The organism is Xanthobacteraceae bacterium (assembly GCA_019454205.1).
GTDB lineage: Bacteria > Pseudomonadota > Alphaproteobacteria > Rhizobiales > Xanthobacteraceae.
Genome location: CP075369.1, coordinates 1,963,242 through 1,976,774, shown reverse-complemented (window position 1 = coordinate 1,976,774; position 13,533 = coordinate 1,963,242). Strand labels below are relative to the sequence as shown.

General features: G+C 62.9%; 14 protein-coding genes. 7 read left to right on the top strand and 7 right to left on the bottom strand.

Features of this window, described 5'->3' with window-relative positions:
* Nucleotides 1-40 precede the first annotated feature (40 nt).
* Nucleotides 41-3,475: a hypothetical protein gene (locus KF794_09945; GenBank protein QYK44114.1), complete on the bottom strand. Its 3,435-nt coding sequence runs from the start codon at nucleotides 3,473-3,475 to the stop codon at nucleotides 41-43.
* A 367-nt stretch (nucleotides 3,476-3,842) separates the two neighbouring features.
* Here KF794_09945 and KF794_09940 point away from each other — a divergent pair, with 367 nt between their 5' ends.
* On the top strand, nucleotides 3,843-4,055 hold the full coding sequence (locus KF794_09940) for a hypothetical protein (protein QYK46662.1): 213 nt from the start codon (nucleotides 3,843-3,845) through the stop codon (nucleotides 4,053-4,055).
* Nucleotides 4,056-4,089: 34 nt separating this feature from the next.
* Nucleotides 4,090-4,392 (top strand): Hpt domain-containing protein, encoded by a 303-nt coding sequence (locus KF794_09935; GenBank protein ID QYK44113.1) that lies wholly within the window; start codon nucleotides 4,090-4,092, stop codon nucleotides 4,390-4,392.
* Nucleotides 4,393-4,401: 9 nt separating this feature from the next.
* Here KF794_09935 and KF794_09930 read toward each other — a convergent pair whose 3' ends face one another.
* Complete coding sequence (locus tag KF794_09930) at nucleotides 4,402-4,905, bottom strand: hypothetical protein (GenBank protein ID QYK44112.1); 504 nt, start codon at nucleotides 4,903-4,905, stop codon at nucleotides 4,402-4,404.
* A 121-nt stretch (nucleotides 4,906-5,026) separates the two neighbouring features.
* On the opposite strand from KF794_09930, the gene KF794_09925 reads away from it, so the two are divergent.
* Together KF794_09925 and KF794_09920 are read left to right on the top strand one after the other, a co-directional pair.
* The gene (locus KF794_09925) at nucleotides 5,027-5,347 is read left to right on the top strand and encodes a 2Fe-2S iron-sulfur cluster binding domain-containing protein (protein QYK44111.1); all 321 of its coding nucleotides are present in this window, start codon (nucleotides 5,027-5,029) and stop codon (nucleotides 5,345-5,347) included.
* 24 nt (nucleotides 5,348-5,371) lie between these two features.
* Nucleotides 5,372-5,917 carry a hypothetical protein gene (locus KF794_09920; protein QYK44110.1) on the top strand — a complete coding sequence of 182 codons (546 nt, stop codon included), beginning with the start codon at nucleotides 5,372-5,374 and terminating at the stop codon, nucleotides 5,915-5,917.
* Nucleotides 5,918-5,923: 6 nt separating this feature from the next.
* Here the strand turns inward: KF794_09920 and KF794_09915 are convergent, their stop codons facing one another.
* Both KF794_09915 and KF794_09910 read right to left on the bottom strand, forming a co-directional pair.
* A complete protein-coding gene (locus KF794_09915; protein QYK44109.1) occupies nucleotides 5,924-6,358 on the bottom strand; it encodes a VOC family protein in 435 nt (144 codons plus the stop codon).
* Nucleotides 6,355-7,209 (bottom strand): AraC family transcriptional regulator, encoded by an 855-nt coding sequence (locus tag KF794_09910; GenBank protein ID QYK44108.1) that lies wholly within the window; start codon nucleotides 7,207-7,209, stop codon nucleotides 6,355-6,357. Before KF794_09910 ends, KF794_09915 begins: the two co-directional genes overlap by 4 nt.
* A gap of 105 nt (nucleotides 7,210-7,314) precedes the next feature.
* Between KF794_09910 and KF794_09905 the strand changes: the two genes are divergently transcribed.
* Both KF794_09905 and KF794_09900 read left to right on the top strand, forming a co-directional pair.
* Nucleotides 7,315-8,337 carry an NAD(P)/FAD-dependent oxidoreductase gene (locus KF794_09905; GenBank protein ID QYK44107.1) on the top strand — a complete coding sequence of 341 codons (1,023 nt, stop codon included), beginning with the start codon at nucleotides 7,315-7,317 and terminating at the stop codon, nucleotides 8,335-8,337.
* Between the two features lie 10 nt (nucleotides 8,338-8,347).
* The gene (locus KF794_09900; GenBank protein QYK44106.1) at nucleotides 8,348-9,046 is read left to right on the top strand and encodes an alpha/beta hydrolase; all 699 of its coding nucleotides are present in this window, start codon (nucleotides 8,348-8,350) and stop codon (nucleotides 9,044-9,046) included.
* A gap of 1 nt (nucleotide 9,047) precedes the next feature.
* Here KF794_09900 and KF794_09895 read toward each other — a convergent pair whose 3' ends face one another.
* On the bottom strand, nucleotides 9,048-10,511 hold the full coding sequence (locus KF794_09895) for a hypothetical protein (protein ID QYK44105.1): 1,464 nt from the start codon (nucleotides 10,509-10,511) through the stop codon (nucleotides 9,048-9,050).
* 199 nt (nucleotides 10,512-10,710) lie between these two features.
* On the opposite strand from KF794_09895, the gene KF794_09890 reads away from it, so the two are divergent.
* Nucleotides 10,711-10,941, top strand: a complete 231-nt coding sequence (locus tag KF794_09890; GenBank protein QYK44104.1) for a hypothetical protein — start codon at nucleotides 10,711-10,713, stop codon at nucleotides 10,939-10,941.
* A gap of 28 nt (nucleotides 10,942-10,969) precedes the next feature.
* Here the strand turns inward: KF794_09890 and KF794_09885 are convergent, their stop codons facing one another.
* Together KF794_09885 and KF794_09880 are read right to left on the bottom strand one after the other, a co-directional pair.
* The gene (locus KF794_09885) at nucleotides 10,970-11,998 is read right to left on the bottom strand and encodes a tetratricopeptide repeat protein (GenBank protein ID QYK44103.1); all 1,029 of its coding nucleotides are present in this window, start codon (nucleotides 11,996-11,998) and stop codon (nucleotides 10,970-10,972) included.
* A 38-nt stretch (nucleotides 11,999-12,036) separates the two neighbouring features.
* Nucleotides 12,037-13,281, bottom strand: coding sequence for a type VI secretion protein ImpB (locus tag KF794_09880; protein ID QYK44102.1), 1,245 nt, complete (start codon nucleotides 13,279-13,281; stop codon nucleotides 12,037-12,039).
* Nucleotides 13,282-13,533 lie beyond the last annotated feature (252 nt).

Sequence of the window (13,533 nt, the reverse complement as noted above, 5' to 3'; positions counted from 1 at the left end):
GCCGGAATGGCGGGCTTTTTCTTTTCGGCGATGCCGGCGATCAGCCGAGGCGTCCGGCGGCGTGGGCGAGGAGCGTATAGACCTTGCCCGTCTCCGAGGTGAGGTAGGTGCGGGTCAGTGCCTGTCCGCGCTCGTCGCGGGAGACCTGATCGAGCAGCTTCTCGAACTCGTCGATGTAGCGGTCCACCGTCTCGCGGAACTCGCCGTTGCGGCGATACTTGCGGCGGATGTCCTCGAAAGCCTTCTGGCCAGTGCTGGTGTAGAGGCGTCGCGTGAACACGCCGCGCTCGCCGCGCTTCTGGCGATCCCATGCTTCGGCCGCGGCTTCATGGTCGATCATCCGTGCGATGTCGGCGGAGAGTGAATCCAGAGACTCGATGGCGGTGCCGTCGTCTTCCGGTTCGCGCTCGCGCGGCGGCTGCTTGTTCAGCGCTTCGTTGAGACGCGCGGCACGGTCAGCCGCGGGGCGCGCGGGCGGCGCGGCGCGCGGACGCTCGCGTGCCGGTTCCTGCCGCGAACGTGCGGGCGGGGCCGGGGGCAGGTCGTCTTCGTATGCCGGTTCCTCGCGCACCGGCGCGGGACGCGGCGGGGCGATCTGGCGCATCGGACGCGCGCCGCCAACAGCGGCCATCTCTTCCTCGCGATAGCTGTAGGAAGAAGCGGGCGTTTCGACCTCGCGGCCGTGGCGCGCGACGATCTCGTTCAGTTCGGCCAGCGCCTTGATCTGGTCGGCGACGACGCGGCGCATCGCGGCGGTGCTTTCCTTGGTCTCGGCAGGAAGCTCGAACACGGTGCGGCGGATTTCTTCGCGGGTGGTGTCCAGCGTGCGCTGGATGTCGTCGGAAATCTCGCGCAGGTCACGTGCCGCTTCGACGAACCGCTGGTTCTGCTCCGCGAACAGCGCATTCACCGATTCCGTGGCCTCGTTGTAAGTCGATTTCAGCGAGGCGGCGGTGCGCTCGCGCTCTTCTTCCGACGAGTTGCGGATCAGTTCGTACTGGCGCGCGATGGACTGCGTCGCGCCGGCGGTGCTTTCCGCGACCAGCTTGGCGATGTCCTGGGTCTTGCCCTGCGCCTGCGTGAAGGTCTCGTGCAGCATCGTGTTGAAGCGGGTGAGCCGCTCCTCCAGATCGCTGGTACGCGACGCAAGGATGCCGGTGATCTGCTCGATCGCGTTGCGGCGCTGGTCGATGCCGCTGTCGATCTCGCGATGCGCGGTGGCGAGGGCTTCCGAGGAAGCCGCGATCAGCCGTACCTGCTCCTCGAAGCGGAGCGTCAGGTTCGAGACGTCGCGGAGCACGCCGTTCGACGACGAATTCAGGTCGCGGATCTGCGCGTCCATCTTTTCCGAGGTCTGACGCGTCGAGGAAATCGCGTCGTTCAGGGTCTGGTGGAACGCGGTCACCTTCTCCGCCACCCGCGTCTCGATCGGGCCGAGCGTGGAGGAGGCGGTGTCGATGGTCGATTGCAGCAGCGAGTGGACGTTGCCCATCTCGCTGAGGATGTCGCGCACTTCGTTGCGCAGCACTTCGTGGCTGCCCGTGATGTTGTTCACGCGCTCGACGAAATTCTTCGAGATGCCGTCGGCGAGTTCGTTCAGGGTCATGCCAACCGATGCAGCCTGATTGCGCATCAGTTCGGTGACCTGTTCGACGCGGTGGACGAGGTGATCCGCGACCGAAACGCCCTTCTGCTCGATGGTGTTCGAGATATGTTCGAGGCGATTGACCACCATTTCCTCGAACTTGCCGACGCGCGCATCCATCGTTTCGGTGATCTGCGCGGCGCGGGCGTCGAGCGTTTCGGCGATCTGCGTTGCGCGGCCGCCCAGCGTTTCGTCGATCTTCTCGGTGCGTTCTGAGAGCACGGTCGAGATTTCCTGCGACTTCCCGGCGAAGTATTCGCCGATGCCGGCGATAGTTTTGTCTACCGTCTGCGTGGTGGTCGCGGCGCCGTCGGTGACCGCCTTGGCGAATTCCATCGTGCGGTTGGACAGCGTTTCGTTCAGCGTCTTCATGCGGGTATCGAGCGTCTGCTCGATCCGCGCGATGCGTGCGTCTACCGCGTCGGAAACCTCGGAAGTCTTCGCGCTGACCCGCTCGTCGAAGGCGGCGAGGGTGTCGCGCGAGACTTCGCCGATCGCGCCCACGGTGCCCTTCATTTCGGCGAGTACGTTGTTGCCGAACACCTTCACCGTGGTGTCGAAGGTCTGCAGGCCTTCGGTGAACTTGGTGGCAAGCGCGGCGGATTCGGCGCCGAGCGTCGCGGCGATGTCGTTGCCGCGCTGGGTCACGGTGTCGACCAGCGACTGCAACTGATTGCCGACGGTGTTCTCGAAGGTCTGGCCGCTTTCCGCGATCATTTGCGAGATGCCCGCAGCACGGTCGGCGAGACGGGCATGCATTTCGGCGGCAGATTGGGTCAGCGTTTCCGAAACCTTCTCGTTCCGGTCGGCAATTGCGCGAGCGATTTCGACGCCGACATCGGTCAGGCGCAGGGTCGCCTCGGCGCTGCGTTCGGCAAAGGTCTGCACCACGGTTTCGCCCGCGGCCATCAGCGTATTGCGGGCATCTTCAGCGCGCAGCGAGATGTTATCGGTGATGCGGCCGGTCGCATTGTCGAGCGCGCCAGCGACACGGTCGGCAACGTTCTGAATGTCGAACGAGAAGGATTCGTTCGCGGTCGCAATCGCTTCGCGCAGGCGCGCGGAATGCTGGATGATCGCGTCGCGTTCGGTATGGAGTTCGTCCACCAGCGCGCGCACGCGGTTTTCGTTCTCGTCGTAGGCACGCTCCAGCGTGGAGACTTCGGAGCGGACCATCGATTCCAGTTCGGAGGCGCGGGCAACCGCGCGCTCGATGCCGTCGCCGAGGGCCGCGACCTCGCGGCGGATCGCCTGACCGACGCTGACAATCGCGTCGGTGGAGACGCCTTCCGGTTCGGCGAGGCGGAGCGTGACTTCCGTCATCGCGCGGGAGATGTGGCGCATTTCCTGCGCGCGGCGCGTCAGCATCGCGAGCAGCATGAACACCATCGGGGGCAGCAGGATCGCCGCGAGGATGGCGAGGAAGGAGGGCTGCGCCGCGATTTCGCTCAGGCGCATGGTCGCGCCGCTGGCGTCTCGGAACAGGGTCGCGATCAATGCACCGCCGCCGATGATCCATGCGATGGATGCGCCGAGCGCCAGAATGATCGGCATGCTCGAAGGCTTGCGGTGGAGTGCGGAAAGAATCTGCCCGACCGACGGACGGTCGTCGTTTGCGGCAGGGCGCGCCTTTACGCGCTCGCGGGTAGAACGCGAACGGGGCGCGAAAACTTCTTCACCGGCATTGCGCTCAGGGGCAGGTTGCGGCTCGCCACGGCGGCCCGAGGCCGCGGGCGGCGCAACTTCCGGCGCTTCCTTGCCGATGTTCAATGCCTCTTCGATCGCCGAGAGCGCCGCCTCGGTCGGATCCTGGGACTTACGGTTCTTCATACGCCTTCGCCTCCGGTCCGTACTCGATACCGCGGCCGGCAACATGCCGCCCGGGCCGGAAAAAACTAAAAAAGGACCGAACCCCTCAAAGTCCCGATGGCCACATTCCACGCGAAATGCAGGCCGGCCGGGACTCCGGTCCACCGCTTGCGGTATCCTACCGCGCCGCCGTGTGGAAAAGGAACGCCAATCCGGCCCACTTTAGAAACATCGTTAACGTCTTGTTCACCCTACGGATCGAGCAATGGCGCGGGAAAAGCGAGGCAAACCGGGCGAAAAGGGCCGCGAACTCAAGGCTCGCGAACCCAAGCCCTGGGAGAGCGCCGACGGGAGTTCCGAAGCGCAGCGCCGCTACCTGTTGCGCGGAGTGGACCAGCCCGGCGGAAAGCTTCCGCTGTTCGATGAGCTGGGCCAGGAAATTCCCAAGGCTACGATCCGCGCCTGTATCGCCCACGGTTGGGCCGAGCCGTGGAGCGCAAACCCGATCCATCCCGACTGGCTGGTCTGCCGCCTGACCGATGCGGGGTATCGTCTGGTTGGTTACGACCCCGCCAGAAAGCGAAAACCGGCGAAGTTTTGAGACGCCGTTTACTCGACCGCGCGATACTCGCCGCATGGAAAATGCCATCGACCGCGAACATCTCGACGCCGCCACGTTCGGCGACCGCGCGTTACGGAGCGAGGTGCTGCGGTTGTTTCAGGCGCAGGTCCGTATTCTGACGGCGGCAATACGCGATGCAGACGGCAAGCCGCGCATGGATGCCGCGCATACGCTGAAAGGTGCGGCGCGCGGCATCGGCGCGTTCGCGCTGGCGGATGCGGCGGAAGCGATCGAGCGCGGCGATGAAGCCGCGCTCGCGCAACTCGAAACGCTCGCGATGCAGGCCAGCAAAGACGCGGAAGCGCTTGCCTCCTGAGGTCCGCGCTTAGCGCGGATCGACCGGAACGTGCAGGATGCTCAGGAAGTCGTTGTTCGATTGCGGATTGCACGCGAACACGTTGGCGTGCCGCCAGTCGCTCTCGCTGAGACGCCACGCAAACTGGTTGAGCTTGCAGCGGTCGCTGACGGGAAGCTCGCTGTTCCTCAACGGCGTGCCGTAGGTGCGGTGCAGCCAGCGCGCGATTTCAGGTTGCTCGGGGCGGACTTGCGATTCGAGGTTTACCGCGGAGAGCTTGTCGTCGCGGAAATAGAACACCGCGAGATAGGAGAAGCCGTTCACCTTCACGGGAGCGACCGCCAGCACCTCGCCCCATTTCTCCAGCCGCTTGCCCTGCTTCTCGGTGTCGGTGGCGAGACGCACGCCCTGGCTGCTGAAGGTCATTAGCTGGTCAAGAGACATGCCCCAGCGGGTGAACTCCCAGTTGGCGTGCGCGGGAGCGGAGGCGAGAAGCAGAAGTCCAAGAAACGCGGCACGGATAGCGGATTTCATGGTGATTTTCCTCGACGCAGGATGCGGCGAAAGGGAGACTAGCAAAGGCTCGCAAATCGCGTACTTCACATTATATAGAGCAGCCCTTCCTTGCTCCTCCCGAAACCGTTATCTCCCGCCAATGCCGACAATTACTTTCATCGAACAGGACGGCACCCGCCGTACCGTGGATGCCGAAACCGGCTCGACTGTCATGGAAGCCGCGATCCGCAATGGTATTCCGGGGATCGAGGCGGAATGCGGGGGAGCATGTTCCTGCGCCACCTGTCATGTTTATGTGGACGAGGCGTGGAGCGAAAAGGTCGGCAAGCCTTCACCGATGGAAGAAGACATGCTGGACTTCGCGTTCGACGTCCGTCCGACGTCGCGGTTGTCCTGCCAGATCAAGGTCACCGACGAACTCGATGGTCTGGTCGTCAATACGCCGGAGCAGCAAGGCTAGCCCGGCGCAAAGCGGAGCGCTGATATGAAGGCTGTCCATACTTTCATTCTTCGTTGTCTGGCCGTGGCGGCGATGACGGGCGCTGCAACCCTTGCCGCGCAGGCACAGGGCTGGTCGGGGCTGGCACCGAACGGCGAGAACACCGCGCCGGTCGTGCGCGGCGATACGCGCGAGATCGCGCGCGACCGCGCCGTTGCCGCGTGCCGCCGGGTTTCCAATAGCTGCACCGACCAGCCGGCCCTGACGCAAAACCTTGAGGATATTTTCGCTCTCGTTTGCTGCGACAAGCCGCGGCGCGGCTGCGTGGCGGCCCCGCGCCAGAACCGCGCGGACGGCGTGCGAGAAGCGCTTCGCGTACTGGAGAATGCTAATTTCTCTTCGTGCCAGACGGTCGCTTTCTACTCCGCGCGCACTGGCGAGAACCTGCCGCTGAACGAGGTGCCACAGCGGCCGCAACAGCAACAACAGCAGCAACAAAACCGCGATACCCGTGACTTCCAGAATCGCGATACGAACCGCAATCAGCCGCCCGGCACTGACGGGCCAATCGTGCCGCCGCAACAGGATTAATCCGCGTCAGATACCGGCGCTTTGCGGAGTGTTCATGTATCGCTCCCAGTAGCCTTCCGCGGGATGCGTCTGCTGGACGACATCGACGATGACGCCGGAAGGATCGGTAAGCGTGAAACGGCGCTGACCCCACGGCTCGTCGTGCAGATCATAAAAGATGTGGACGCCCTTGGCCTTCAACGCGGCACAAGCTTTCGCGGCGTCGCGAACCTGAATCGTTACGATTATGCCCTTGCCGTCGAAGGTTTCCGGTCCGGGAGGATTGGTCGGGTGATCCGGCGTCATCAGGCCGAGCGCGATCTTGCCGCTTGCGGGATCGCCGAGCATCGCGACCCAGTCCGCTTCGAAGATAACGCCGAGGCTGAAGTGTTTCACATAGAAGTCGCGGCTGGCCGCCATGTCGCGCACGGTGATGAGCGGATAGCTGTCCATGATTTTCATAGGTCACCTTTCAGCGGGAGATGAACGCGCGTCCGCAGTTTCGGCGGTGGCGTGTCGCGCGGGTCGTCGAGATATTCCTCGAAGCAGGGGAAATCCCCGGCTTCAAAGCCGCTGCCGGGAAGCCAGTCGCGGAACAGGGCGCGGTATGCGCGTTCGAGTTCGGCATAAGGGCCGGTATGCAGCACGCTTGCGCAGTGCATCGCGGGAATCCTGCGTTCGCGCACCGCACCGCTTTGCGGAATTTCGCCAGTGGTTTCGAGTCCCGCCTCCGCGCGCAAATCTTTCTCCGCGACGCTTTCGGGATCGTCGAAATAGATTCCGAACGAACGCGTGAAAGGAAGATCACGCGCGGCGAACCAGATTTGCAGCCTGGCGAAGCTGTTGTTGATCTTCTGGTAATCGCCGCGATGAGCGATGGCGGCAAGCCGCGCGCCGGCGAAGGGCGCTATCTCGACCCGATAAGGCATGGCCTGTGCATGCGGGCGCTTCGGCGAAGGCGGCAGCAACTGGCCCCGCATACGATAGGTGCCCGGCGGTACGCCATAGTCGGACGCGAAAGCACGGGAGAAGGCGGCGAGCGTGCCATAGCCCGCGCGCTTCGCGATTCGTTCGAGCGAAGTATTTTCCCGCGTCAGCTCGGTCGCCGCACGGTGCAGGCGAAGACGCCGCACGGTATCGGCCAGCGTTTCTCCGGTCGCCTCGCGATAGATGCGATGAAAGTGAAACGGCGAGAAGAATGCCACTTCCGCGAGCCGCTCGACGGAAAGGTCGCCGTCGAGGTTTTCGGCGATGTGGTCGGCCACACGGGCAATGCGGCGGCCATAATCGAGGCGGGTTTCGGGTTTTGTCATGCCGCGACATTAGCGCCAGCGGATTGATCGAAGTTGCGAAGTCTGGAGCGCTGGTCCTATATCGCGCGGGAAATAGTCTCGTATCACAGCAGAATTCCGGAAATTATGAGCGAAATCGTCAAAACGGATGCAGTCATCATCGGCGCCGGTCCTGTCGGTCTGTTCGCCGTATTCGAACTCGGCCTCGTCGATATCAAGGCGCATGTGATCGATATTCTCGACCGGCCCGGCGGCCAGTGTACGGAGCTGTACCCGGAGAAACCGATCTACGACATTCCGGGTCTGCCGATGGTGACGGGGCAGGCCCTCGTCAACAACCTGCTGGAGCAGATCAAGCCGTTCGGCCCGACCTTCGAATATGGTGCGCGCGTGGAAACGCTTGAGCGCATCGATGGCGGCTTCCGCCTGAAGACCGATATCGGCGGCACCATCGAAGCAAAGGTCGTGGTGATCGCAGCGGGCGGCGGTTCGTTCGAATCGAAGAAGCCACCGCTGCCAGGCATCGAGCAGTACGAAAACAAATCCGTGTTCTATCTCGTGCGCTCGATGGAAGCGTTCCGCGGCAAGAACATCGTGATCGCAGGCGGCGGCGACTCCGCGCTCGACTGGACGCTCAATCTCGCGCCGCTTGCGAAGAAGCTGACGCTGCTGCACCGGCGCGATGCGTTCCGCGCCGCGCCCGACAGCGTCAACAAGATGAAGGCGCTGGTCGCGGAGAAGAAGATCGATTTTCAGCTCGGCCAGTTGCACGCACTGGAAGGCGATAACGGCCAGCTCCGCAAAGTGATCGCGCGGCGCGACGACAACTCCACCTTCGACATCGACGCCGACGTGCTGTTGCCGTTCTTCGGGTTGACGATCAAGCTCGGCCCGGTCGGCACCTGGGGACTAAAGCTCGATCAGGAGCGCCTCGTGGTCGATACCGAGAAATTCGAAACCAGCGAGCCGGGCATCTTCGCCATCGGCGACATCAACTATTATCCCGGCAAGCTGAAGCTCATTTTGTCAGGCTTCCACGAGGCCGCGTTGATGTCGCAGGCCGCGCACAAGATCATTTACCCGGAGAAGCGTCTCGTGTTCCAATACACGACGACCAGTTCGAGCCTGCAAAAGAAGCTCGGGGTCTAAGGGGAAGGCAATGGCCACTTTCGTCGTCGCGCATGGCGCCTGGTCCGCGGGCTGGGCGTGGAAGAAGATGCATCCGCTCATGCGCGCGAAGGGCCATGAATTGCTGACGCCGACCTACACCGGGATCGGCGACCGCGCGCATCTCGCCAGTTCCTCGATCGGGCTGGAGACGCATGTGCAGGACATGCTGATGTTTTTGCGTGTCGAAGACGTGCGCGACGCCATCCTGATCGGCCATTCCTACGGCGGCATGGTTGCGACCGGCGTTGCCGATCTCGCGTCCGATCGCATTGCGCAGCTTGTCTATCTCGATGCGTTCGTGCCGCAGCACGGCAAATGCGTGTTCGACTACACGCCGCCGGAGCATCGTAAACGCATGGAAGACAATGCGGTGGAGGGCTGGAAGATTCCGCCGAACCCACTGCCGCCGGATACTTCGCCGCGCGACGTGGACTGGATCATGCCGCGGCGCGTGCATCAGCCGCTGGCATGTTTTCAGGAACCGCTGCTGCTGGAGAACGGCGAGCCGCAGATGCCGCGCACCTATATCTACGCGGCGCGTTCAGGCCCCGGCGATACGTTCCGCCAATTCGCGGAACGCGCGCGCGCGGAAGGCTGGAATTATGTCGAGATGGACGCCAGCCATTCGCCGCACATCACCGCGCCGGAAGCGCTGACCGAAGTGCTGGACAAGATCGCGCGCGGCTAAGTTAGCGGGACTTTTCCGGCTGGCTCGCGGGCACCGGCAACGGCACGGGCTTCTGCGAAAGCCCGATCGAGGCGAGTGCGCGTATCGCCGTTTCTTGCCATCCGCTTCGCAGGAGCAGGAATTGCACCGCGAGCAGCGACCACAGGAACGGCGCCATCCATGCGACGCGCGCGCCATAGCGGTGATGCGGGTTGGACAGCACGCCGGTCACGAAGGCGTTGGCGAACAGCGCAAGGATGATTGTCGCCGCCAACAGGTCTGTGTCGCGGATGGTTCCGCGCCGCCACGCAAACACGAGCAGCAGGGGCAGGAACGCCATGCTGCCGAGCGCCAGCGGCACATGCACCTTGTTCAGCGCAGTGAAGACCGGCGGCAGCAGCTTGAAGCGCTGCCGGGAAGTGTGCATCGCGACCGAACTCTCCGGCGCGTATTTGTCGATGCCGGCATAAGCGCTCCAGATTTCCTGCACGATGCCATCGCCGGTCTCGACCTTCACAAGCTGGATCAGTGTCGATTTCACCGCGGTCGTGACATGCATCCACGGATACATCGTCAGGCTTTCCAGCGTGATGGGGTTCATATGCTCGGCGCCGTCGAAGCCGCCGATGGAAACGAACGGGCCATGCGGTGCCTGATGCCACAGAAAATCGTCTGCGGTTTTCGGAATCTGCTTCTCGAACTTGCAGAGCCGGATTGCCGGGTCGGGGCACTTGTCGGCCAGATAGCGCGCGACGATACCGTCCTGCACCAGCCGGCTGAAGATGAATGCCGAGCCGCCGGGCGTCCACGCGAACTTGCCACCGAAAACGAAATTGACGGTCGGCAGAATGAGAATGCTGAGCAAAGTGGCAACCGTCGCGAAGCGCAACGCACGAAACGGCAGGATTTTTTTCGCGAATGGTGCGATCACCCATCCTGCCGCGAGCAGCAGGAGCAGTACGGCGAGGGTCGCGTTATGCGCGGTGCTGGCGAAAATAATCAGTGCGGCGAGTGCGTATGGCTCGAACCGGCCGAGCTGTCCGCGCTTGAACACGAGAAGATAAAGCGCGAGCACGGCCAGCGCCGCGAACAGATCGGGCATCATCTGGCCTGCGAACCACGGCAGCGCGGTCAGTGTGGCCAGCGTCAGCGTCACGGCCACCAGCGTAAGCGGCAGCGCGGCGGGGCGATTGCCCAGTCCATGCGTCCGCAGCATCAGATAGATTACCCACACGCTGATCGCGCATTGTGCTGCTGCAACCGGCCAGAAGTGGGGATAGCGTAGCGCCGCCAGCCACAGGCCGTACACCATCGAGCGGCCGGCACTGATCGTGCCTTCGAACGGACGCTCGAAATAGGCGCCGGTGTCGAAGAACATGAACGGAAAATCATTCCAGATTGCGGGCGCAAGCAGAATCAGCGTCGCCGCGATAAAGGCTCCGAGCATTGCAACAGGATAGGAAGGGCTTCGCGTGACGGCAGCCATGTATGTTCCGATGTGGACGCGGTACACGGCGCCGCGCCGGGCTGAGCAAGTTTTTGCCGTGAAGCGGTAACATAATGCGCAGCACGCGGTTCTGGTTCCCGCGCTGCGCATGCAACGGGATTAAATTTCGGCAATCCTTGAACATATTTCATGCAGCGCGGCTTCATTCGAACAACGCGCGTGCAAAGGGAGACGGCACATGAGGTTCGGTGGTTTTTTGCTGGCAGGTTTGTTCGTGCTCGTCATGGGCAGCAACGCCGAAGCGCAGCGTCGCGCGCCGCCCGATGCATGGTGCCGCGACATGCGGATCGGCGGCGGGCCGTTCGATACCGTGATGGTTTGTCAGGCCTATACACGCGAGCAGTGCCTTGCTTCGCGTACCGGCTGGAACGAACGCTGCTATCCGAATCCGCGCTATCAGCGGCGGTAAGGATCAGACGCGCTGCCGCTTTGCCGTGCTATGGCTTCACGCCGTAGCCCACGAATTCTTCCGCAATCCCGGGATCGATTGCTTTCGCCGCCTCGATGTCGGCGTTCCCACCTGCGGTATCGCCTTTTCGCAGTCGTGCGATGCCGCGGCCAAAAAGAGACGCCGGAATCTTTGGTTCGATTTTGAGGACTGCATCATAGTCGGCGATGGCCTGGTCGAAGCGGCCCAGAAGCACCTTGAGCAAAGCGCGGCTGTCGAGTGCCGGTACATAGTCCGGTTTCAGCTCGAGCGCCCGGTCGCAATCTTTCAGGGCCTCTTCCAGTTCGCGATTGTTGATGGCGCGTAGCCAGCACCTGCTGTTCCAGTACGCCGGCTCGGCGGGAGCAAGCTCGATTGCCTTGCTCAGATCTTCCAGCGCCGGATTGAAGTTCTTTCTCTCGCTGTGCGCTACGCCACGCTCGTAATAGGCTTCTGCGTGTGAACCGCTCAGCCGGATCACTTCCGTATAATCTGCAATGGCGCGGTCGTAATCCTTCTTTCTGGCGTGATAGCGCGCCCGTTGTTGCCACGCCTTGGCATAGGCAGGGTCAAGCTGGATGACGCGGTCGTAATCTGCAAGCGCGCGCACAAGTTCGCCCTTGGTTTCGAGCGCCGCGCCGCGATGCAAATAGGTGTCCGGTAAATTCGGATCCAGCCGCAGGGATTCCTCGAAATCCGCGAGCGCACGGTCAATCTCGACTTTTTGCAGGTAGGATTTGCCGCGATTGATAAACGCGAACGCGCTTTTCGGATTGAGCGTTAGCGCCTTGTCGAAATCGGCAATCGCCTTATCGAAGTCGCCGGTTTCGTTATAGCCGTGCCCGCGAATGACAAGCACGTCCGCCAGATCGGCGCCGCTGAAACGGCCGCTTTCGATCACCCCGGTACAGACCTCGATGCCTTTTTTCACGGTCGCCGGATCGAGGATCAGGCTGCGGCAGTCCGGGGTCGTTTGGGAGAGCGCGGGAGTAAAGGCAGATGCAATAAAGAGCGCTACGGCAATAACGGTTCGTTTCATGGCCGCAGGCTAGCAAACCTGCATAAGCGGAAAAGAGGCTACTCCCGGAATTCCTGCGCTTCCGGCACGCGCGTGAACGCAATCTTCGCGCCGAGATATTGCAGGCCGAGGTCTTTCTGCGAGGCCAGCGTCACCGTTTCGCGGCCATAGCGCGCAACCAGCTTGTCCACCGAACGCCAGAGAATTTCCTGCCGGGTGAGGCCGTCCGGCCGCGTCTCGATGAAAAGGTCGCGCGGGCGCGTCTCGACCGGCGTTAAACGCGAAACCCAGATCGAGACTTTCTTGAACGGCTCGCGCGAGCGCGGAAACTGCCGCCAGAGATCGTCGAGCGTGCGCAGCAACGTGAAGGAATCCTGCGTGGCGGAGAAGGTCATCTCCGCAACCAGGCTCGGCTGGTGCGCGCGCCTTGCGGAGAGGCCGAGCGCGCCCGCGGCAAGGCCGTAGCGGCGAAGCCTCGTCGCCGCCTTCATCAGCAGCGCGCGGCTGACGACGCGGGCGCGGCCGGGCGGGCGCATGTCGGGCGAGAGTACGCGCGAGTGGCCGATGGTGCGGCGGCCGTGCCCGGTATCGGGAATGTCGAAGCCTTGCAATTCGTACCAGTAGCGTTCGCCGCCGACCGATCCCCAGATGTGCCGCGCTTCTTTTGGCTCCAGCGCGAGCAGCGAAGCGATGTCGCGCACGCCGCCGCGATGCAGGCGCGCCTCCATGCCGTTCGCGATGCCGGGAAGGTCGGTGAGCTTCAGGTCGTGCAGGACATGCGGCAGGTCATGCTTTTCGATCAGCGTGAGGCCGTCGGGCTTCTGCATGTCGGATGCGATTTTGGAGAGCAGCTTGGTCGGCGCGATGCCGATGGAGGAGGTGAGGCACTGGCCGACATTGTCGCGGATGCTCGCTTTCATGCTGCGCGCGATTTTCTTCGCGTTCTCCGGCGCGCATTCGTCGCCGATCAGCTTGCAGATGAATTCGTCGATGGAGCCGGTCTTCATGATCGGCGCGTTGTTCTCGACCTGCTCTTTGAGTTTCTCGTGCACATCGACATAGAGATCGTGGCGCGCGGGTACGCAGATCAGGTCGGGGCAAAGCTCTTTCGCCTCCCAGATGCGCGTGCCGGTTTTCACGCCGAAGGCTTTGGCTTCGTAGCTCGCGGCGATGGCGCAGGTCTTGTCGGTGTTCGCGATCGGGACGACCGCGACCGGGCGGCCGCGCAGCCTCGGATTCATCTGCTGCTCGACGCTCGCGAAATACGAGTTGAAGTCGATGGTGAGGTAGCTGAAACGGCCCATGACGCGGCACTCATTCGAGGGCCGGAGAGGCTAGAACAAAAAGAGAACAAAGAAAAGAGGCCGTTCAGCGCGGCCTCCAGTCTCCGGACTGTTTTCTCAAAACGGTGCCTGCGCCACTGCAAGGGCGAGGAGAATGGCGGCGGTCACTGCCGCGCCTCCGGCCCATGTCAGGGCACTGGAAGCTTCTTCCCGGTCTTCGAACCTGTCGCCGAAATGCATGACGACCTCCTGTCGCCAGACCCTCCGATGAAG